The 21,247-nt window shown below is 64.0% G+C and carries 18 protein-coding genes; 8 read left to right on the forward strand and 10 right to left on the reverse strand.

Annotated features, from left to right (window positions below; translation table 11 throughout):
* Positions 1-58 precede the first annotated feature (58 nt).
* The 5 genes from AC07SU_RS08340 (at position 59) to AC07SU_RS08360 (ending at position 6,298) form a co-directional block, all read left to right on the forward strand.
* Positions 59-1,378, forward strand: coding sequence for an NAD(P)/FAD-dependent oxidoreductase (locus AC07SU_RS08340; RefSeq protein WP_178925748.1), 1,320 nt, complete (start codon positions 59-61; stop codon positions 1,376-1,378).
* Between the two features lie 161 nt (positions 1,379-1,539).
* Complete coding sequence (locus tag AC07SU_RS08345; protein ID WP_494996732.1) at positions 1,540-2,871, forward strand: MFS transporter; 1,332 nt, start codon at positions 1,540-1,542, stop codon at positions 2,869-2,871.
* 39 nt (positions 2,872-2,910) lie between these two features.
* The gene (locus AC07SU_RS08350) at positions 2,911-3,813 is read left to right on the forward strand and encodes a dihydrodipicolinate synthase family protein (protein WP_494996733.1); all 903 of its coding nucleotides are present in this window, start codon (positions 2,911-2,913) and stop codon (positions 3,811-3,813) included.
* A complete protein-coding gene (locus AC07SU_RS08355; protein WP_494996734.1) occupies positions 3,813-5,309 on the forward strand; it encodes an aldehyde dehydrogenase in 1,497 nt (498 codons plus the stop codon). Before AC07SU_RS08350 ends, AC07SU_RS08355 begins: the two co-directional genes overlap by 1 nt.
* Positions 5,310-5,422: 113 nt before the next feature.
* The gene (locus AC07SU_RS08360) at positions 5,423-6,298 is read left to right on the forward strand and encodes a DMT family transporter (protein ID WP_494996735.1); all 876 of its coding nucleotides are present in this window, start codon (positions 5,423-5,425) and stop codon (positions 6,296-6,298) included.
* A gap of 78 nt (positions 6,299-6,376) precedes the next feature.
* Here the strand turns inward: AC07SU_RS08360 and AC07SU_RS08365 are convergent, their stop codons facing one another.
* Positions 6,377-7,294, reverse strand: a complete 918-nt coding sequence (locus tag AC07SU_RS08365; protein ID WP_494996736.1) for a LysR family transcriptional regulator — start codon at positions 7,292-7,294, stop codon at positions 6,377-6,379.
* A 136-nt stretch (positions 7,295-7,430) separates the two neighbouring features.
* Here AC07SU_RS08365 and AC07SU_RS08370 point away from each other — a divergent pair, with 136 nt between their 5' ends.
* The 3 genes from AC07SU_RS08370 to AC07SU_RS08380 are packed head-to-tail and all read left to right on the forward strand — an operon-like array spanning position 7,431 to position 11,503.
* Complete coding sequence (locus AC07SU_RS08370; RefSeq protein WP_494996737.1) at positions 7,431-8,525, forward strand: HlyD family secretion protein; 1,095 nt, start codon at positions 7,431-7,433, stop codon at positions 8,523-8,525.
* Complete coding sequence (locus tag AC07SU_RS08375; protein ID WP_494996738.1) at positions 8,515-10,068, forward strand: MDR family MFS transporter; 1,554 nt, start codon at positions 8,515-8,517, stop codon at positions 10,066-10,068. Before AC07SU_RS08370 ends, AC07SU_RS08375 begins: the two co-directional genes overlap by 11 nt.
* Position 10,069: 1 nt before the next feature.
* On the forward strand, positions 10,070-11,503 hold the full coding sequence (locus tag AC07SU_RS08380; protein WP_494996739.1) for an efflux transporter outer membrane subunit: 1,434 nt from the start codon (positions 10,070-10,072) through the stop codon (positions 11,501-11,503).
* Here AC07SU_RS08380 and AC07SU_RS08385 read toward each other — a convergent pair.
* The 9 genes from AC07SU_RS08385 to AC07SU_RS08425 all read right to left on the reverse strand — a co-directional run bounded on the left by AC07SU_RS08385 (position 11,424) and on the right by AC07SU_RS08425 (position 21,246).
* Positions 11,424-12,797: an ATP-binding protein gene (locus AC07SU_RS08385; protein WP_494996740.1), complete on the reverse strand. Its 1,374-nt coding sequence runs from the start codon at positions 12,795-12,797 to the stop codon at positions 11,424-11,426. The two genes, AC07SU_RS08380 and AC07SU_RS08385, sit on opposite strands and share 80 nt — an antisense overlap.
* Positions 12,773-13,438 carry a response regulator transcription factor gene (locus AC07SU_RS08390; RefSeq protein WP_176997617.1) on the reverse strand — a complete coding sequence of 222 codons (666 nt, stop codon included), beginning with the start codon at positions 13,436-13,438 and terminating at the stop codon, positions 12,773-12,775. Before AC07SU_RS08390 ends, AC07SU_RS08385 begins: the two co-directional genes overlap by 25 nt.
* A gap of 75 nt (positions 13,439-13,513) precedes the next feature.
* On the reverse strand, positions 13,514-13,936 hold the full coding sequence (locus AC07SU_RS08395; protein WP_494996741.1) for a hypothetical protein: 423 nt from the start codon (positions 13,934-13,936) through the stop codon (positions 13,514-13,516).
* Positions 13,937-13,959: 23 nt separating this feature from the next.
* Complete coding sequence (locus AC07SU_RS08400) at positions 13,960-14,724, reverse strand: COG4705 family protein (protein WP_494996742.1); 765 nt, start codon at positions 14,722-14,724, stop codon at positions 13,960-13,962.
* Between the two features lie 60 nt (positions 14,725-14,784).
* A complete protein-coding gene (locus tag AC07SU_RS08405; protein ID WP_494996743.1) occupies positions 14,785-15,840 on the reverse strand; it encodes an ABC transporter ATP-binding protein in 1,056 nt (351 codons plus the stop codon).
* A complete protein-coding gene (locus tag AC07SU_RS08410) occupies positions 15,837-17,429 on the reverse strand; it encodes an ABC transporter permease (RefSeq protein WP_494996744.1) in 1,593 nt (530 codons plus the stop codon). Before AC07SU_RS08410 ends, AC07SU_RS08405 begins: the two co-directional genes overlap by 4 nt.
* Positions 17,430-18,443, reverse strand: a complete 1,014-nt coding sequence (locus AC07SU_RS08415) for an iron ABC transporter substrate-binding protein (RefSeq protein ID WP_494996745.1) — start codon at positions 18,441-18,443, stop codon at positions 17,430-17,432. It abuts the gene before it with no gap.
* 251 nt (positions 18,444-18,694) lie between these two features.
* The gene (locus AC07SU_RS08420) at positions 18,695-20,368 is read right to left on the reverse strand and encodes a dipeptide ABC transporter ATP-binding protein (protein WP_494996746.1); all 1,674 of its coding nucleotides are present in this window, start codon (positions 20,366-20,368) and stop codon (positions 18,695-18,697) included.
* The gene (locus AC07SU_RS08425; protein WP_494996747.1) at positions 20,365-21,246 is read right to left on the reverse strand and encodes an ABC transporter permease; all 882 of its coding nucleotides are present in this window, start codon (positions 21,244-21,246) and stop codon (positions 20,365-20,367) included. Before AC07SU_RS08425 ends, AC07SU_RS08420 begins: the two co-directional genes overlap by 4 nt.
* Between the last annotated feature and the right edge of the window lies 1 nt (position 21,247).

Consider the following 21,247-nt stretch of genomic DNA (forward strand, 5'->3'; position numbering starts at 1 on the left):
GCGATGCAGACGGGTAGCTGTTAGCTCTAACAACTATAAAAGAACCCAGGTCGCGAACATGGCACTCATCAGAAACACCCCGGCAGACGATTCAACCTGCGGCTGGTTTCACCTCAGTCCGCCGCGTGTGGCACGCCCGCCACACAGTGGCATTCGCTCGGCGCGCTGGGCCGTGGTAGGGGCGGGGTTCACCGGCCTTGCGGCGGCCCGCCAACTGGCGCTGAATTTTCCGGATGACGAGATCGTATTGATCGAGGCGCAGGAAGTCGGCTACGGCGCCTCCGGGCGCAACGCCGGCTTTGCCATCGACTTGCCCCACGACATCGGCGCCGAAGACTATATCGGCGACATTGCCACCGCCAAAATCAGCATGGAGCTCAACCTCGCCGGGCAATCGATGCTCCGTGCGTTGGTTGCGCAGCACGGCATCGACTGCCAGTGGCGCGATTGCGGCAAGTACCAGGCCGCTGTCGAAGACCGCGGCATCGCGGTACTGGACGCCTACCAGCGCGGTCTCGACAAGCTCGGCCAGGCCTATCAGGTGATCGAAGCCGACGAGCTGCCCAGCCGCATCGGCACGGGTTTCTATCGCAAGGCGCTGTTCACCCCGGGCACAGCCCTGGTCCAACCGGCGGCACTGGTCAAAGGGCTGGCGGACACCTTGCCGTCCAACGTGACCCTGTACGAAAACACCCCGATCACCGACGTGGAGTACGGTGACAAAACCGTGCTCAGCCACAAGAACGGCCGCATCATCGCCGACAAGCTGGTGCTCACCAACAACGCCTTCGCCATGAGTTTCGGCTTTCTCAAAAGTCGCATGCTGCCGATCTTCACCTACGCCAGCCTGACCCGTCCGCTGGACGAAGAAGAGCAGGCGCGCCTGGGAGGCAACCCATTCTGGGGCGTGATCCCGGCCGATCCCTTCGGTACCACCTTGCGCCGCACCGTCGACAACCGTTTGCTGGTGCGCAACAGCTTCAGCTTCAACGCCGACGGGCGTAGCAACCCCAAGTACCTGCAACGCTTCGTCAAGCGCCACAAAGCCTCCTTCGACCGCCGCTTTCCGCTGCACCGTGACGTGACCTTCGACTACACCTGGGGTGGCTCCCTGAGCCTGTCGCGCAACCACATGGCGCACTTCGGCGAGCTGGCCAAGAACGTTTACGGCGCCCTGTGCTGCAACGGCCTGGGCGTCACCCGCGGCACCGTCACCGGCACCTTGCTGGCCGAGTGGCTGGCGGGCAAAAGCAATCACCTGGTGGACTTCCTGTTGACGTCCCCGGGCCCGAGCAGAAACCCACCGGAGCCGCTGCTTTCAGCGGGTGTAAACATGAACTTGCTATGGGGACAAAGTCGCGCCGGCCAGGAAAGCTGACCCGCAACACGCTAGTTACGTAATACCGAACTTAATCTATTGATTGGAAAACAGCAGGCGTTTGCGCGACTGCGGTTTCTGATTGAGACGGCATTCATTCGCCTGGATTTCAAGTGTGCGTTCTACCCCGGCGAATGAACGAAGCGAAGTAGGAGATAATAATGACAAGTCCGAATGCCTCAATTGAGGATATACCGCTCAATAACTTTCACCGATTGCTCACGGCCCGTTCGGGCGGTGGTTCATTCGTCGATGGTTATGTATTAAGCATTATCGGCATCGCGATGATGCAGGTGACCGGCGCCCTGGCGCTGACCGAGTTCTGGCAAGGACTGATTGCCGCGTCTGCCTTGATCGGCGTGTTCTTCGGCGGTTTTATCGGCGGCTGGTTGACCGATAAGTTGGGGCGCAAGAAAGTTTATTTCATTGGCCCTTCGTTATTTATTGTGTGTTCCCTGGCGCAGTTCTGGGTTGAATCGGCCTGGGCGTTGTTCTTGTTCCGTTTCATTATCGGTTTGGCCGTGGGCATTGAATACCCGGTGGCCACTTCCTTGTTGGTGGAGTTCCTGCCCAAGAAACAACGGGGCCCACGGCTCGCGGCGTTGACCATCCTGTGGTTTGCCGGTGCGGCGTTTGCCTATGTGGTCGGCAACGCCATCATCAACACCGGCGCCGATAACGCCTGGCGCTATGCGCTGGCCAGCGCTTCGGTGATCGGGCTGGTGCTGTTCGTGCTGCGCCTGGGCACTCCGGAATCCGCGCGCTGGCTGCTCAGCAAGGGGCGTGACGCCGAAGCCGAGCAGGTGATCAAGCGTATCTACGGGCTGCACTATTCGCTGCGTGACCTGCCCGAGCAACCTGACGAGTGCAAGATGACCTTCCGCGACCTGCTGCGTTCGGGTTACGGCAAGCGGCTGTTCTTTGTCTCGGTGTTCTGGTCCTGCTCGATCATCCCGGTGTTCGCCGTTTACGCCTTTGCCCCCAAGGTGTTGCAAGCCTTGAACCTGAAAGGGGAGTGGGCCTCCTACGGCTCGATGTTCATCACCCTGCTGTTCGTGGTGGGTTGCGTCCTCGCTACACGGCTGATCAACACCATCGGCCGACGCAGCATGCTGATCCACAGTTTCCTGTGGTCGGGCCTTGCCCTGCTGTTGCTGGCGGCATTCTCCAACAGCCATGAGCTGCTGGTGCTGTGCCTGTTCGGCGCCTACGCCGTGTTCATCGGCGGCGCGCAAGTGCTGCAGCTGGTTTACCCCAACGAATTGTTCCCCACCGAAATCCGCGCCTTTGCCGTCGGCATCGGCACCTCGCTGTCGCGGGTCGGCGCCGCCGTGGGCACCTACCTGGTGCCGCTGTCGCTGGCCTCGATCGGCATCGGCAACACCATGTACGTCGCCGCCGGCGTGACCTTCGTCGGCCTCGCGGCCGCCTGGGCCATGGCCCCGGAAACACGCGCGTTGAACTTGCGCGACGCAGCGGCTTTAAGCAGTTGAGCGAAAAAAAACCTCATATTCACAGTTGGAGAGACACCCATGAAATTTGAAGGCATCTACACCCCGGCAATCACCCCGTTGACCGCCACTGGCCAGATCGACAGCGCAGCCTTCGCAGACGTGCTGGAATACCTGATTGAGTCCAAGGTGCACGGCATCATTATCGGTGGCTCCACCGGCGAGTACTACGCGCACACCGCCCAGGAGCGCATCGATCTGGCGGCCCACGCCAAGGAAGTCATCGGCAACCGTGTCGCGCTGATCGTCGGCACCGGCGCCATCCGCACCGAAGACTCGGTGGAATACGCCAAGGCTGCCCGCGCCATCAAGGCCGATGCGATCCTCGTCGGTTCGCCGCCGTACGCGTTGCCCACCGAACAGGAAAACGCCATCCACGCCTTGGCCGTGGACCAGGCCGCGGGCTTGCCGATCATGCTCTACAACTACCCGGGCCGCATGAGCGTGAGCATGGGCGACGAGTACTTCAAGGCCGTGTCCGCCTCGAAAAACGTCGTGGCCATCAAGGAAAGCTCGGGCGACATGGGCCAGGTCCATCGCCTGGCCACCCAATACCCGAACATCGCGCTGTCCTGCGGCTGGGATGACCAGGCCCTGGAGTTCTTCGCCTGGGGCGCCCGCAGCTGGGTGTGTGCCGGCTCCAACTTCGTGCCCCGTGAACACATCGCGCTGTACGAGGCGTGTGTGGTCGAAAAAGACTTCGACAAAGGCCGCAGGATCATGAGCGCGTTCATGCCGCTGATGGACTTCCTCGAAGGCGGCAAATTCGTCCAGGCGATCAAGGCCGGGTGTGCGTTCAACGGCCTTCGCACCGGCAGCGTGCGTGCGCCGCTGCAACCGCTGTTCGAAAACGAGAGACACGCGCTGGAGACCGTCATTACCGACCTCAAGCGTAACGTCGCACACATCGTTGGAGGTGCATGATGACCCATCTGCTCAGCGCCGCCGAATACGCGGCCATTGCCCAGGACATCCGGTTCCCGACCACGTCCTTCATCAACGGTGCGGCCCATACCTCGGGTTCGGGCAAGACGTTCACCACCACCAACCCGGCAACCGGTGACGTGCTGGCTGAAATCACCGCGTGCAACAGCGACGACGTGGACTACGCCGTGGCCTCGGCCAAGCAGGCGTTTGACGATGGTCGCTGGCACACCCTCAGCCCGGGCACGCGCAAGAAAGTCCTGCTGCGTTTTGCCGACCTGCTGGAGCAGCATTCCCACGAACTGTCCGTGCTCGAAAGCCTGGACAGCGGCAAGCCGGTGCGAGAGTGCCAGCTGACCGACGTGCCGGAAACCATCCACATGATCCGTTGGCACGCCGAGCTGATCGACAAGATCTACGACAACACCGCCCCGGTGGGCAACGACGCGCTGACCCTGGTGGTGCGCGAAGCCATCGGCGTGGTCGGCCTGGTGCTGCCGTGGAACTTCCCACTGTTGATGCTGGCCTGGAAAATCGCGCCGTCCCTGGCAGCCGGTTGCTCCATCGTGGTCAAGCCGGCCAAGGAAACCACCCTGACGGCGCTGCGCGTGGCCGAGCTGGCGTCCCAGGCCGGCATCCCGGACGGCGTGTTCAACGTGGTTTCCGGTGGTGGCCGTGAAGTGGGCGAGCCACTGGGGCGTCACATGGACGTCACCATGGTCAGCTTCACCGGCTCCACCGACACTGGCCGTCTGTTCCTGCAATACGCGGCCGAATCCAACCTCAAGCGCATCGTGCTGGAGCTGGGGGGCAAGAACCCCGCCGTGGTCATGAACGACGTGGCCGACCTCGACCTGGTGGCGGGGCACATCGTCAACGGCTCGTTCTGGAACATGGGCGAGAACTGCTCGGCTTCGTCACGCCTGATCGTCCACGCCGATATCAAGGATGAGTTGCTCAAGCGTATTGGCGTGCAGTTGCAAGGCTGGAAGATGGGCAGCCCGCTGGACCCGGACAACCGCCTGGGCTCGATGGTCAGCCGGGCGCATTTCGACAAGGTCAGCTCGTACCTGGTGCAGGCCGGCAACGAGAACCTGCAGGTGGTCTTCGGCGGCAAGACTGAAGATGACATCTACGTGCAACCCACTGTGGTCGACGGGGTTGGCGCAGACAGCGTGCTGTTCAAGGAGGAGATCTTCGGCCCGGTGCTGACCGTCACCACCTTCACCACGCTGGAAGAGGCCATCGCCCTGGCCAACGACACCATCTACGGCCTGGCCGCATCGGTGTACACCGACAACCTGCGCAACGCGATCAAGCTGTCCCGCGCGATCCGTGCCGGCATCGTCACGGTCAACTGCTTTGGCGAAGGCGATGCCTCGACACCGTTTGGTGGCTACAAGCAGTCCGGGTTCGGCGGGCGTGACAAGTCCATCTGGGCCCACGACCAGTACACCGAACTCAAGACCATCTGGATCGATGTGTCCGAAGGTTAAAAAACAGGCGCCTCTCTACAAAGCTCCACGCAAGCGGCGAGAGGGGCGCCTTCCTTTCAACCGGGTCAACAATAAGAAGTCCACGGCCCTGCTCGTTTTCTCGAAGCCCTTTCATGACTGCCTATCGTACTGCCCTGACTTCTGCCCATGTCACTGCCATTCTGTTTGGCCTGACCGGTATTTTTGGCGCGCTGATCCATGCCAGCGCCAGCGTCATCACCTTTGGTCGCGCGGCCTTTGCCATGCTGGCTCTGGGGCTGTTTGCGCGCTTGCAAGGCCGTGCGCTGCTGCGCGGCCTGACCCTCAGGAAACTCTTGGTCTACGGCCTTTCGGGGCTGATGCTGGCCGCGCACTGGGTGACGTTTTTCATCGCGATCAAAGTGGGCGGCGTTGCCGTCGCCACCTTGAGTTTTGCCAGCTTCCCGGCGTTCATCGCCTTGCTCGACATGGCGGTATTTCGTGATCGACCGCACCTGGCCGAAGCGCTGTTGCTGCTGCTGGTGACCTTCGGCCTGGTGCTGGTGACTCCCTCGTTCGAGGTGGCCAACCAGGGCACCGTCGGGCTGTTGTGGGGCATCGCCTCCGGACTCTCGTTTGCCCTGCTGGCGATCACCAACCGGCGTGCCACTGATGGCCGCAACGGTGTCCAGGTGGTGTTCTGGCAAAACACGATCGTGGCCGTGGTCATGGCCCCGTTTGCCCTCGCCGACCTGCCGGGCATCGGCTCGCTCGACTGGCTCAACCTCGCCATCCTGGGCGTGCTGTGCACGGCGCTGTCCCAGGCGTTGTTCGTCAAGAGCCTCAAAGGCCTCAACGCACGCAGCGCCGGCATGATCATCTCGCTGGAGCCGGTCTACGCCATTGCCTGTGCCTGGTGGTTGTTCCATGAAGCGCCATCTTCGCGGATGCTGGCCGGCGCCGCGCTGATAGTGCTGGCAATAGTGCTATCCGCCCAGGCCGAAAAGCCCCACCCAACCCCCAACTTGTAGTGAGCGGGCTTGCCCCGCGCCGCGATGTACCTGACGCCCAAGGTTTACCTGACACACCGCCGCGCGGGGCAAGCCCGCTCACCACAAGCCTTCGGGGTTGGCATCCTGTTGCTGTAGCGCATCGGCCAGGAAGTCGAGGAACACCCGTACCCGTGGCGGCAGGTGGCGGCGGCTGGGGAATACGGCGTTGAGAAACAGGTAGTCGTTGGCATAAGGCTCCAGCAGGGCGATCAGGCGACCGTCGCGCAGGTCGTCCTGAATATCCCACAACGCCTTGAGCACAATACCGCTGCCGCCTACTGCCCAATCATGGATCACCTCAGCGTTGTTGCTGAGCAGCGTGCCCTTGATCTGCATCTCCAGCCCATGGCCGTTTTCCTGAAAGGTCCAGCGATCAAAGATGCGCCGGCCACGCACCAGCCGCAGGCAGTCGTGGTGCAGCAGGTCCTGGGGCGTCTGCGGCGTGCCGTGCTGCGCCAGATAGTCAGGTGACGCACACACCACGCGGCGGCTGGACAGCAAGCGGCGGCTGACCATGCCGGTGTCGCTGGGGTTGTCGGTCAGCAAACCCACGTCCAGGTCGTCACCTGCCACGTCGGCGGGCGAATCGGAGAGCAACAGTTCCACGGTGATGCGCGGGTAGCGCCTGGAAAACTCGGCAATCAGCGGTGCAATCCGCCGTCGGCCGATTTCCAGCGGCGCGCCTACGCGGATATGCCCGTGGGGCGTCTCCAGCCGTGTGCCCACTTCGGCGACCGCCGCGTCCAGCTCGTCGAGAATGAACAGCCCGCGCTCGTGCAGCAGCGCACCTTCCTCCGTCAGGCTGAAATGCCGCGACCCCCGGTTGATCAACCGTACCCCCAGGCGGCTTTCCAGCCCCGCCAGGCGCCGGCTCACCACGGGCAGCGAGCTGTGCAGGCGCCGCGCCGCCTCCGACAGGCTGCCCGCCGCCACGATGCGCACGAACAACCGCAGGTCACTGATCTCGTCCGCCATACCTTCCTTCCCGTTTTTGCAAGGATGCCTTGATTTTTTAACGGCTACTCAGCCGCTCGCGTGCTTATCAGACTGCCACTAACGCCGCTCCTGGCAAAGCCTTGAGCCCGAATCCGTCAAATTAGCGAGCATCACCGTGAGCCATCTCAATTCTCACCCTGAAGACGTCTCTGTTTCCACTGGGCGCAAACAATTGGTTCGACCAGCGCTGTTTCTGGTCGGCTTTGTGATCATCGCCCTGGTGCTGCTTCAAGGGTTTCATTACTGGCGCGATGGGCGCTTTATCGAAAGCACCGACGACGCCTACCTCAAAGCCGATTCCACCGTGATCGCGCCCAAGGTCGGCGGTTACATCAACGCGCTGCTGGTCAACGACAACCAGCCGGTCAAGGCTGGCCAATTGCTGGCGACCATTGACGACCGTGACCTGCGCAACGCCCTCGACGACGCCCGTGCCAACGTCGCGGCGGCAACGGCGGCCGTTGCGCAACTGGACGCCCAGGTCATCGCGCAGGCTTCGCTGATTCGCCAGGCCGATGCTCGCGTGGCTGCCGCCTCGGCGACGTTGAGCCTGTCGCGGCGCAACGACACGCGGCGCCAGGCAATGGCGCGGGTCGGCTTTGGGTCCAACGAGCAGGCCGATAACGCCACCACCGACGCCAAGGCGCAGAGCGCCAATCTGGAGGGGTTGCAAGCTGCTGCGCTGAGCGCCCGCCAGCACGTGGATGTTCTTGCCCGTCAGCGAGAACGTGCAGTGGCGCGCCGAGACGCTGCCCAAGCCCAGCGTAACCAGGCCGAACTAAACCTGAGCTACACCCGCGTGGTGGCGCCGGTGGACGGCACCGTCGCGGCACGCAGCGTGCGCAGCGGGCAGTTGGTGCAACCGGGCACACAGTTGATGGCGCTGGTGCCGCTGGCACAGGTGTATGTGGTCGCCAACTTCAAGGAAACCCAACTGCTCAATGTGCACCCCGGTGAGTCGGTGCGGGTCAGCGTCGACACCTTTCCCGACCACGACCTGAGCGCCACCGTCGACACCCTGGCCCCGGCCAGCGGCGCGGAATTCAGCTTGCTGCCACCGGACAACGCCACGGGTAATTTCACCAAGATCGTGCAGCGCATCCCGGTGAAGATCGTTTTCAGCGACGCGGGTGAACTGGCCGGGCGCCTGCGCCCGGGCATGTCCGTGACCGCCGCCATCGATACCCGGGCGCCACGCCATGAACCATGATCCTGTGAGCCTGCGCACCTGGGTGGCGGTGGTCGGCGCCGCGCTCGGCGCGTTCCTGGCGATCCTCAACATCCAGATCGTCAGCTCGTCCTTGAGCGATATCCAGGGCGCCATCGGTGCCGGCTCCGATGAAGGCGGCTGGATCACCACCGCCTACCTGGTCGCGGAAATCATCGTGATCCCCATGAGCGGCTGGCTGGCGCGGGTCTTCTCGACGCGCACGTACTTGCTGACCAACACCGTGCTGTTTTTGATCCTCACGGTGGCCTGCGCCTTTGCCAAGAACCTGGGGCAGATGATCGTGGTGCGCGCCATGCAGGGCTTCGCCGGCGGCGTGCTGATTCCCTTGGCGTTCTCCATCATCATGACGCGCCTGCCACCGTCCAAACATGCGATCGGCCTGTCGATCTATTCGGTCTCGGCGATCTTCGCCCCCTCCATCGGGCCGGTGATCGGCGGCTACTTCAACCAGACCTTCGGCTGGCAGTCGATCTTCTACGTCAACCTGCTGCCCGGCTCGATCATGCTCGGCCTGTTGTGGTTTGCCCTAGACGCCGAACCGCGCCAGTTGCATCTGCTGCGCACGGGTGATTGGTGGGGCATTCTCAGCATTGCGATTGGCCTGGGTTGCCTGGAAACGGTGCTGGAAGAAGGTGAGAAGGATGACTGGTTCGGCTCGCCCTTCATCGTGCGCCTCAGCCTGATCGCGGCGATGGCCCTGGGCGTGTTTGTGTGCGTGCAACTGCGCCGGCGCAATCCGCTGCTGCAATTGCGCCTACTGGCGCGGCGCAACTTCGGCCTGGGTACCTTGGCCAACTTCTTCTTTGGCCTGTCGATGTACACCTGGGTGTACATCATTCCCCTGTATTTGGCGCGTATCCATGGCTACAACTCCGAGCAGGTCGGCTATGTATTGATCTGGATCGGCATCCCGCAATTGCTCATGCTGCCGCTGGTGCCCGCGCTGATGCGGCGCTTCGACCCACGCAAGCTGGTGGCGGTGGGGTATTTGATCCTGATCGCGGGCAGCTTGCTGGCCACGAACCTGTCGATGAGTTTTGCCGGCCCGCAGTTCATCGCCTCCAGCCTGATCCGCGCCCTGGGCCAGGTGCTGGTGATGACGCCGCTGTCGGCCATCGCCGTGGCGGGGATCGAGCGCGAACACGCAGGCTCCGCCGCCGCACTGTTCAACATGACCCGCAACCTCGGCGGAGCCATCGGCATTGCGGTGTTGCAGACTTTCATGAGCAACAGCGGCAAGTACCACTCCGACGTGATCACCCCGCAGGTGTCGTTGCTCAATGACGCCACCCGACAACGGCTCGATGCGTTGACCCAGTGGTTTCTTGCGCGCGGCATCAGCGACCCGGAGCTGGCCCGCCATCAGGCCATCGTCGACGTCGGCCGGTTGATCCGCCGCGAGGCGTCGATCCTCGCGTTCAGCGACACCATCATTTTGCAGAGTGCATTGCTGGGGCTTGCCTTCCTCGCCGTGCTTTTGCTGAAAAAAACCAGAACCGGCAACACCGGTGAGGCGCACTGACATGAATACTTCCTTCACCCTGATGCTGATAAGCCTGGCGCTGGCCGGCTGCACGGTCGGCCCGGATTACTCGGCGCCCCAGCCACCCGAAGAGCAACGTTACCTCGCCGACTCGCGCCAGGAGGTGCAACTCAACAGCGGCCAGGTGCTGCGTGAAGACTGGTGGACCTTGCTGGGTTCCCCCGACCTCAACCGCACCGTCGACCGCGCCCTGGCGCAGAACGGCTCGCTGGTGATCGCCCGCGCCAACCTGGCCAAAGCCCGGGAAGGTGTGGCGATGGCCGACGGCGCGCGATTACCGCAGATCGATGCCGGCGCCAGCGCGGGCCGGACCAAGGTCGGCGCCACGGCGTTCGGGCCACAGGCCGAGGACTTTCCGTTGTTCTCCGCCTACGGCGGCGGGCTGAGCACCACCTATGACCTCGACCTGTTTGGCGGCGAGCGGCGCCAGGTAGAAATGGCCTCGGCCGATGTGCAGGTGGAGCAACAGGCACTGAATGCGGCACGCCTGGAAGTCGCCGGCAACAGCGTGGGCGCCGCGCTGCACATGGCCGTGCTGAATGGGCAGATCCAGGCCATCACCTCGGTGATCGAGGCCGATCGGCAAACCCTCGACCGCGTGCAGCAGGCGGCAAGGGCCGGCGTGGCTTCAACCCTGGATGTGAGTTTGGCGCAAAGCCAGCTCGACCGAGACCGCGCACGCCTGCCGGTGCTGGCCCAGGCGTTGGCGGTCAATCGCGGCATGTTGACCACACTGGTTGGCGCCACCGAAACGCGCTGGACCGCACCGGACTTCGAATTGGCCTCCCTCCAACTGCCCGAGCATGTCCCGGTGGCCGTCCCTTCCGAGCTGGTGCGCTTGCGCCCGGATATCCGTGCTGCCGAGGCTCGGTTGCGGGCGGCCAACGCCTGGGTCGGGGTGACCACGGCAGACCTGTACCCGCACCTGACCCTGAGCGCCAGCCTGAGTGACGACGCCTTGTTTTCCGGCCCCGCCAGCTCTGCCTGGAACCTGCTCGGCGGGCTGGCCGGCCCGGTGTTCCATGGCGGCACGTTATCGGCGCGCCAACGGGCGGCCGAAGATGCCTACCAGGGCGCATTCGCGGCCTATCAGCAGACGGTATTGCGCGCGTTCCAGCAGGTCGCCGTCAGCCTGCACGGCCTGCAAAACGCCGCCGATGAAGCGCGTGCCGAGCAACAGGCCCTCGACTCGGCCACTGCTGCGCTGCGCCTGACCCAACAGGCGTATCAAGTAGGCAGCGCTGGCCTGCTGCAAGTGGTGCAGGCCCAGCGCACCCAACAACTGGCGCAGGTGCAATGGGTGCAAGCCCGTGGCAAGCGGTACCAGGAGACCGTCAATCTGTTCCTGGCGATGGGCGGTGGGCAGGAAGCCACACCGTCACACACAACCCCCGCTGCGCCCCCTCATCGCTGAACCCCAACGTCACCCGCGCCCCGGTGCGGTCGGCGATAGCCTTGGCGATCGACAAACCCAGCCCCGAGCCCGCTTCGTCGGTACCCAGGCTGCGGTAGAACGGGTCGAACACGCGGGCCTGCTCCTCTTCGGAAATGCCGGGCCCCGAGTCCTTGACCTGCAGTTGCACGGCGCCCGAAACCTCGGCCACCGACAGGTCGATACAGCCGCCCGGCGGGGTGTAGCGAATGGCGTTATCCACCAGGTTCTTCACCAGCGTGAACAAATCCATGGGGTTGAACAGCACCTGCACGTCCTGAAGGCTGACCACGCCAATGTCGATCTGCTTGCGCTCGGCCAACGGCAGCAGGTCTTCCAGCACCTGGCGATAAACCTCATGCACCGACAGACGGGATTGAGGACGCTGCGCTGCCGACTGAGCGGTGGCCAGGCTGAGCAATTGGTCGATCAATGCACGGCTACGCTCAATGCCGCGGGACAGGGGTAAAAAGCGCTCGCGGGTGGCGGCAGACATGGCGGTGGCCGCCAACCGGTCGGCCTGCAGGGCCAGGGCGGTCATGGGTGAGCGCAGTTCGTGGGCGGCATCGGCGACAAAGCGGCGCTGGCTGTCCATGGACTGCTCGACGCGCGCCAGCAAGCGGTTGATCGCCACCACAAACGGGCGGACTTCGGTGGGCAGGTGGTGCTCATCAATCGGGTGCAGCGCCTGTTCGGCACGTCCGTCGATTTCCGCCGCCAGCACGCCGATCGGGCGGAACAGCTTGCGCACCAGGTCGCCGACCACCAGCAACAGCACCGGGAACAGGATCAGGAACGGCAACAAACTGCGCCACGCGCTTTCGCGGGCGTCCTTGTCTCGGGCGTCCTGCTCCTGGGCTACGGCAATCCGCTTGCCTTGCGTGGTGGTGTGCACCAACACGCGGAACGCTTCACCTGCGACGGTCACTGTGGACAGGCCATCGGCAAGCGTGGTCGGAAAGGGCAGGGGCAGCGCTTCATCGGTGGTGCCCGTGGCGTGTTGACCATCGCCCAGGTATTGAATGATCACCCGCGACTCTTCGTCGTCGCCCTTGATGGCGGTGCCGGGGTGGGGGTATTGCAGGCTCATCTGCTGGCGGTCAAACAGCAGGGCCACTTGGCGCAAGGTGTCGTCCTGCTGTTCATGGGTTTCTTCAAAGGCCGAGACAAACGCAAACACACTGGCCAGCAACGCCACCAACAGAATCGCCAGGGACAGCGTCACCGACAGCCGTAGTTGTACCGATTCACTCAAGCGTTTTTTGAAACCATCCATCCCATGCCCCTGACGTTCTTGATCACATGGCTGCCCAACTTGCGCCGCAAGGCGTGAATCAGGAACTCGATTGCATTGCTTTCCACTTCGTTGCCCCAGCCATACAGACGGTCTTCCAGTTCACTGCGCGAGAGGATCGCGCCGGGGCGTATCAGCAAGGCCTGCAGCAGGGCAAATTCCCGGCTCGACAGCGCCACGCCGCGCTGCTCTTCGGTGCTCGCCTGTTTGGTCAGCAGGTCCAGGGACACCACGCCATTGCCCAGCAACGACAACGCGCTGCCGCCTTTGCGCCGCAGCACCGCACGGATGCGCGCGAGCAGTTCCGCGATGTCGAAGGGCTTGAGCAGGAAGTCATCGGCACCGGCGTCGAGGCCGCGCAGGCGGTCATCGAGGCTGTCGCGGGCGGTGATGATCAGCAGCGGAACCGGGTTGTTGCGCGAGCGGATAGTGTCGAGTACTTCCAGGCCGTCCTTGCCGGGCAGGCCCAGGTCCAGCAGCACCAGGTCGTAGGGGTGGGTGTCGAGGGCGGCCAGGCCCGTGAGGCCGTTCTTGACCCAGTCGGCGGCGTAGCTCGCATCGCTGAGCGCGCGCTGGATCGCATCGCCAATCATCGGGTCGTCTTCGACCAGCAGTATCCGCATATCGCACTCCGCAGAAATTGCACACGCGGCGAGGTGATCGCCGCGTGTGTATTGAAGCACCTGTACCGGCAAGCGTCAGCCTTTCATCTGGTCGAAAGCCTTGAGCAAGTCATCCATTGCGGCCTTGCAGTCGGCCTGGATCGGGTTGCCGTCACGCAGCGCCGAGAGTGCGCGGTCGATGGCTTTGTCCAGCACATGCCAGTCGCTGGCGGCACGCGGCTTGATGCCGGCTTCGGCGGCGTCCCAGGTGGTTTCCAGGTCCTTGATACGGGTCTTGGCTTCTGCCAGGTCATTCCTGGCGACGAGGACCGAGACATCCACGGCGATGTTGCGGAACGCCGACAGGTCGCCCAGTTGGGATGCCTGGCTTTGGCTGGTGGTCGGGTCGGTGCCGGCCTTCGGTTTGTCGGCGGGTTTGGAGCAGCCGGTGGCGATGCCCAGCATCAGAATGGCGGAGGCGATGGCAACGCGGCGAATCAGGTTGTGAAAAGGGCGCATGAGAGTTTCCTTGGGGTGAGTATTCAGTGGGAAAGGGTTTTGCGGTTGCCGACGCTGACCTGTGCGACGGCCACCAACAGCACGATGACGCAGAGGAACAGCGCGCTGGTCCAGTTGGCGCCCATGCCCAGGCCGCCGTAGGTCTTGGCTTGGGTGAGCAGGTCGCCGAGGGACGCGCCCAGGGGCCGGGTGAGGATGTAAGCCACCCAGAAGGTCAGCACGCTGTTGACGCCCAGGCGCCAAGCCACCAGCGTGGCGGCGATCAAACCGGCGAAGATCACCGCGCCGAGGGTGAAACCCAGGCCCAGTGCTTCGGTGGCCAGGTCTCCGGCGGCGGTGCCCAGGGCAAAGGTGCAGAGCACCGTCGTCCAATAGAACCACTCGCGGCGCGGCGTGACGATGTCGCGGATCGACAGGCTGCGTTCGGTGCGGTACCAGACGCTGAAGTTGAGTGCGAGCAACACCGAGAATATCGCCGTGCTGGCGTACAGGCTGACGTCGAGTTTGTCGGTGAGGATGTCGGTGATCTGCGTGCCGACGATGCTCACCAACACCACAGTCAGCCAGTAGATCCACGGGGTGTAGGCCTTGGTGCGCAGTTGCCCGAACAACGCGATGGCGAGCAGTGCAGCCATTCCGAGGCTGGTGGGGCCGGCGCCGAAGCCGGCATCGACGGCGAGGTAATCCGCGCCGGTTTCGCCCACGGTGGTGGACAAAATCTTGATCACCCAGAAGGACAGCGTCACCTCGGGTACTTTGTTCAGCCAACGGGCTGCTGTGGCATTCATCGGGTTATCTCTCCTGGACGGCGCGGCGGTCGGCGCAGGAGAGAAGGTAAGCCCCGAAACTTAGCTGGGACTGAGGGCCGGCGTTTTTTTCAACACATGGGCCATGCCCACGGTGGTGATGTGCACCACGCTCCCCATGGGTGGCGCCTGCAGGCCGGAGCTGCGTACCAAAATCGCATGGTCATGCCCGTGCAGCTCGACGGTCAGCGTGCAGGTATTGCCGCCGAACTCACGTTCGGTCACCACGCCTCGGCAGCCAGCGCCATCGGTGGTGCTCAACAGCAGTTGTTCCGGGCGCAGCATGATCCGCGTGGTGGCGTGGTTGAGCTTGCTGTCCACGGCCACACGTCCCAGGTCGCAGTGAGCCCAGCCGTCTTCAACCCGGGCGGGCAGGATCACGGCGTCGCCAAGAAACAACGCGGTCTGCTCATCCACAGGGTATTGGTACAGGTCCATCGGATGCCCCGATTGCACCAGCCGGCCCTGGCGCATCACCGCCAACTGGTCGGCAAATGACAGTGCTTCACTTTGATCGTGGGTCACCAGAATCGTGGTGATGCCAGCCTCGCTCAGCAACCGCGCGACCATCTTGCGCATCGCCGAGCGCAGCCCGGTGTCCAGTGCGGAGAAGGGCTCATCCAGCAGCATCAGGCGCGGTTGCTGCGCGAGTGCCCGGGCCAGCGCCACACGCTGTTGCTGGCCACCGGAGAGTTCGTGGGGCCAGCGCCGCGCCATGGCGGCGTCGAGGGCCACGCTGTCCATCAGTTCGGCGATACGTTCGGTGCGTGATGAATGGTTGGCGGGCAGGCCGAAGCCGATATTGTCGGCCACGGTCATGTGCGGAAACAGCGCGCCATCCTGGGGTACATAGCCGATCTGGCGCTGGTGGGCCGGCACGGCGTGGGTGGCGTCCACCAGCACCTGGCCGTTAAGCGTGAGGCTGCCGCTGTCGGGAAATTCAAAGCCGGCAATCATCCGCAGCAAGGTGGTCTTGCCTGAACCGGAGGGCCCGACGATCACCGTGCGGCTGCCGGTGGGCACCGACAGGCTGACATCCGCCAGGGCGCGTTGAGTACCGAAGGATTTGCAGAGTGCGTTCAGTTCGAGGGCGTTCATCGGCCGGCCGTGCGTTTGGATTGGTGATAGAGAAGGCCGGTCAACGGCAGTGACAGCAGGATCATGATCAGCGCATAGGGCGCGGCCGCTGCGTAATCGATCTCGCTGGTCATTGCCCAGAAACCGGTGGCCAGGGTGCGCGTGCCGTTGGGGGCCAACAACAGGGTGGCCGTCAGTTCATTGGTGATGGCCAGGAAGACCAGCGCCGCGCCTGCAGCCGCAGACGGTGCGGCCAGGCGCATGGTGATCAGCCACAGCGCCCGGCCCGGCGAGCGGCCCAGGCTGCGCGCCATGTTCTCCAGCTCCACTGGCGCCTGGGCGATGCCGGCGCGCAGGCTCACCAGCGCCCGTGGCAGGAACATCAGCAGGTAGGCGAGCAACACGGTGATCGTGGTCTGGTAGATCGGCCGCGCAAAATGGATGGTCACCGTGACCAACGCCAGGGCCACCACGATGCCGGGCAACGAGCTGGTGATGTAGTTGCAGCCTTCCAGGATGCGCTGCAGGCGCCCCGGTGCGCGGATCGACAGCCAGGCAATCGGCACCGCCGCGCAGGTGGTCAACAGTGCGCCGGCCAGCCCCAACAGTACCGTTTGTTCCAGCGCCGGCAGCAATTCGCCGAGTTGCCAGACCTCGCGGCCACCGGCGATCAGCCATTGGCCCAGGGTGACCAGCGGCACGCCCAGGGCCAGCGCGCAGGTCGCCCCTTGCAGGGCAAGGGAGAGCAGGGTGGTGCGGGTATCCAGCCGCACAATGCGCTGTTCGCGGGCACTGCCGGAGCCCACCCGTGCATAGCGGGCATGGCCGCGTGCGGCGGACTCAACGGTGAGCATCGCCAGGCAACACAGCGCCAGCACCGCCGCCAGCATATTCGCTGCCGGCCCGTTAAACGTGGACTTGAACTGATCGAAGATCGCGGTGGTGAAGGTGTCAAAGCGGATCATCGCGTACAGGCCGTATTCGGCCAGCAGGTGAAGACCCACCAGCAGCGCACCGCCGCAAATCGCCAGGCGCAACTGGGGCAGCACCACGCGAAAAAACACCGCCCACGGTTTGAGGCCCAGGGACTCGGCCACGTCTTCAATCGCGGGATCAAGCCGGCGCAAAGTCGCCGCCACCGGCAAGTACAAAAACGGGAAATAGGCAATCACCGACACCAGCACGCCGGCAGGCAGACCGTGGATCGACGGCACCAGGCTGACCCAGGCGTAACTGTGCACGAACGCCGGCACCGCCAACGGCGCCACTGCCAGCAATGACCAGAAGCGCCGGCCTGGCAGGTCCGTGCGTTCGGTCAACCACGCCAGCGCGACGCCCAGCACAATGCACAACGGCAGGGTGAAGAGCACCAGCAGCACAGTATTCGCCAGCAGTTCGCCGACCCGAGGCCGCCACACCAGCGCTTCGATCTGCGCCCAGCCGATCTGCCACGACACGCCGATCACAAACGCGATCGGCAGCAACGCCAGCAGCGACACCAGCACCGACAAACCGGTAACCCACGTGCCCCCACGGCTTTTGAATAAACCGTGGGTACGTTTGCGTGGCGCTGCCTGTGCAACGCCGGGGAGGGACGATTCAGGCAGCAATCAGAGCAGTCCGGCCTGGGTCATCAATTCCACCGCTTTCTTGCTGTTGAGCTTGGACGCGTCGACCTTCGGCGCATCCAGCTGCGACAGCGGGGTCAGCTTGGGGTTGGACTGGGCGTTCTGGCCCACGGCGTATTCGAACGAGTTGCCGTCCTTGAGGATCGCCTGGCCGTCTTTGCCGGTGATCCACTTGACGAAGGCCTGGGCCTCTTCCTGGTGTTTGCTCGACGCCAGCACGCCGGCACCGGAGGTGCTCACGAAGGCGCCCGGGTCTTGGTGCTTGAAATAGTGCAGCTGGGTGTTCTTGCTGTTTTCGCCGGTCTTGGATTGGTCGACGAAGCTGTAGTAGTGGTAGATCACGCCGCTGTCGACCTGGCCGGCGTTGACCGCCTTGAGCACGGCACTGTTGCCGCGGTAGATGCTCGCGTTGGTCTTCATTGCCTTGAGCCAGTCAAGGGTGGCGGCTTCGCCTTTGAGTTCCAGCACGGCGGCGACAATCGCCTGGAAGTCAGCACCGGCCGGCGAGGCGGCCCAGCGGCCTTTCCAGCTGGGGGAGGCGAGGTCCAGCAGGGACTTGGGCAAGTCGGCTTCTTTAAGTTTGCTTGGGTTGTACACAAACACCGTGGAGCGCGCGGCGATGCCGACCCACTTGCCATGGGCCGGGCGGTAAGCCGCGTCCACCTGCTCCAGGGTGGTCGGCGCCAGCGGCGAGAACAGCCCGGCGTTGTCCACCAGCACCATGGCCGGGGAGTTTTCGGTGAGGAACACGTCGGCCGGGGACGCAGCGCCTTCCTGCACGATCTGGTTGCCCATCTCGGTGTCATCGCCATTGCGGATGGTCACCGGGATCCCGGTCTCCTGGGTAAATCCTTCGACCCACGCCTTGGTGAGGCTTTCGTGCTGGGCGTTGTACACCACGATGCCCGGCGTGTCGGCGGCATACACATGCCCGGCGCTGACCAACGCGGTGGCGAGCAGGGTTCTTTTGACGAAGGAAGAGAGACGGGTGGTCATGCGGTGGGCGCTCCGGTTTTTATGAATGCACGGGAAATCCGCGAGAGGTCGGTTGAGACTAGACCAATAGGAATCATTTGCATGTTGAGGCGGGGCGAATGTAGAGGCGCGAATGAGAAAAAAACGTCAAACCGATGTGATGAATTCAGCGAAAGCGACACCACAGGATCACTGTAGGAGCCGGCTTGCCGGCGATGGCACCCTTAAGACATGCGCTCATCTCAAAGGCCTCATCGCCGGCAAGCCGGCTCCTACACGGCGATGGCGTTAAGGCGAGGGTGGAGGGGTGGCAATTGTTCTTCGATCGGGGCAGGGCGCCGCCCGGGTATCGCGTCAATCAATTCACGGGTGTACGCGCTGGCGGCATGGCTGAAAATCTGCTCCACCGACCCCTGTTCAACCACCTGGCCCTGGCGCAGCACCAGCACCCGATGCGCAAAGTTGGCAACCACCGACAGGTCGTGGGACACCAGCACGTACGCCATGCCCATCTCACGCTGGAGTTCTTCCAGCAGCTCAAGAATGCGCGCCTGCACAGATACATCCAACGCGCTCACTGGTTCATCGAGCAGCAGCAGGTCGGGCTTGAGCGCCAGGGCGCGGGCGATGGCGACTCGTTGGCATTGGCCTCCGGACAACTCGCGGGGCAGGCGGTCGAGAAAGTTGACGGGCAGGTGCACCCGGTCGATCAATTCGCGCGCGGCCTGTTCCAGGGCTGCACCCTTTAGCCGTCCAAACGACACCAGCGGTTCCACAATGCTGTCGAACACCGTGAAGCGCGGGTCGAGGGCGGCAAACGGGTTTTGTTGCACCAGCTGGATACGCTGGCGCAGTGGGCGAAAGTCGCGCCAGCTCAGCTCGGTCACATCCTGCTGTTCGAACAGGACCCGGCCCCGGGTCGGTTTCTCCAGGCCCAGGGCGATGCGCAGCGCGGTGCTTTTGCCCGAGCCGGATTCGCCGACGATGGCCAGGGTCTGGCCGGGGTACACGTCCAGGCTGAGGTTCTCCAGGGCCTGGAAGGTCGCGGTTTCGCCCTTGACCTTCGGCAGGCTGAACGTTTTGGCCACGTTGCGCAGGCTCAGGATCGGTGCCTGGATATGAGGCAGGCTGGGCAGGGGCTCCCGACGTTTGGCGAAGGCCGGCGCAGCCGCGATCAGCGCGCGGGTGTAGTCGTGGCGGGGCGTTTGCAGGATCTGGCGCGGCGGCCCTTGCTCCACCAACTCGCCTTGCTGCATCACCAGTATCCGGTCGGCGCGATCAGTCGCCACGCCCAAATCATGGGTGATGATCAACAGTGAAATCCCGCGCTCACTCACCAGGCGTTGCAGGTGATCGAGGATCTTGCGTTGCACGGTGACGTCCAGCGCACTGGTGGGTTCGTCGGCGATGATCAGGCGCGGGTTGCCGGCCAGGGCGATGGCGATCAGCACCCGCTGGCGCATGCCGCCGGACAACTCGTGAGGGTATTGGCGGGCGCGCAGCACCGGCTTGTCGATACCCACCTGTTGCAGTAGCTCGACGACGTCGGCATCCACGCCGGGGTAACGCCGCCCCTTGGCCAGGATCACGGCCTCGGCAATCTGCTGGCCAATGCGCAAGGTTGGGTTGAGGCTGACCATCGGGTCCTGGGGCACCAGGCCAATGGTGCGCCCGCGTAGCTGGCGTTTCTGGCGGTCGCTGGCGCGGGTCAGGTCGTCGCCATTCACCCACAGCGCTCCGTCAGTGATGCGGGCGTTGTCCGGCAACAGGCCGAGGATCGCATTGGCCAGGGTCGACTTGCCCGAGCCGGACTCGCCGACAATCGCCACGGTCTCGCCCTGGTCCAGTGAGAACGACAGGTTGCGCACGGCCGGGTTGGCCTGACCGCCAGAGTGATAGCTCACCTCAAGCTGGTGTACATCGATCAGCGGGGGAAGGGGGCTCATCGGCGATGCTCCTCAAACGTGCGGGCAATGTGGTTAAGGCTGAAGACCACGGCCACCAGGAACAGGCCGGGCAGCAAGGACACCCAGGGTGCGGTGATCAGGAAGTGCCGGCCGTTGGCGATCAAGGTGCCCCATTCGGCCGCCGGAGGCGCTGCGCCGAAACCGAGAAAACTCAAGCCGGCCGTGGCGAGGATTGCGGCGCCGAAGTCCAGCGTCGCCAGCACCGCCACCGGCCCCCAGGCGTTGGGCAGGATGTGCCGCAGCAAGGTCCGCGCCCAACTGGCACCGCCCAACCGGGCCGCTTCCACGTAGGGCAGGGTCTTGACCCGCAACACTTCGGCGCGGGTGGTGCGCGCAAACCCTGGAATGATGCCGACGCCCACCGCGATGGCCAACGGCACGGTGCCAAAGCCGATGGCCGTGACAATGGCCAAGGCCAGCAACAAGCCGGGCAGGGCCAGCAGTACGTCGATAAACCGCATGATCACCGCGTCGATACGGCCCCCGGCAAAACCCGAGAAGATACCCAGCCCGAGCCCGCCCACCAGGGCGATACCCACCGCCAGGAACGCGGCCTGCACCGACAGGCTGGCGCCGTAGACCACCCGGGTGAACAGGTCGCGGCCCAGCTCATCGGTGCCGAACAGATGGGTCAGGTTCGGCGCGCGCAGCTTGTCGACCGGGGCGGTGGCGTAGGGGTCGAAGTGCGTCAGCCACTGCGGCACCACGGCCGCGACCAACGCGAATATCACGATCAGCAACGCCACGGTAAACCCCGGCCGGCGCAGCAGTGGCAGCACCACCGCGTTGGCGCGTTGCAGGCGGCTGCGGCGTTGCCAGAAGTCGGTGTGCCCCAGGTTTTGCTGAAGGATAGTCATG

It is taken from the genome of Pseudomonas sp. GW821-FHT05H12 (assembly GCF_059419385.1).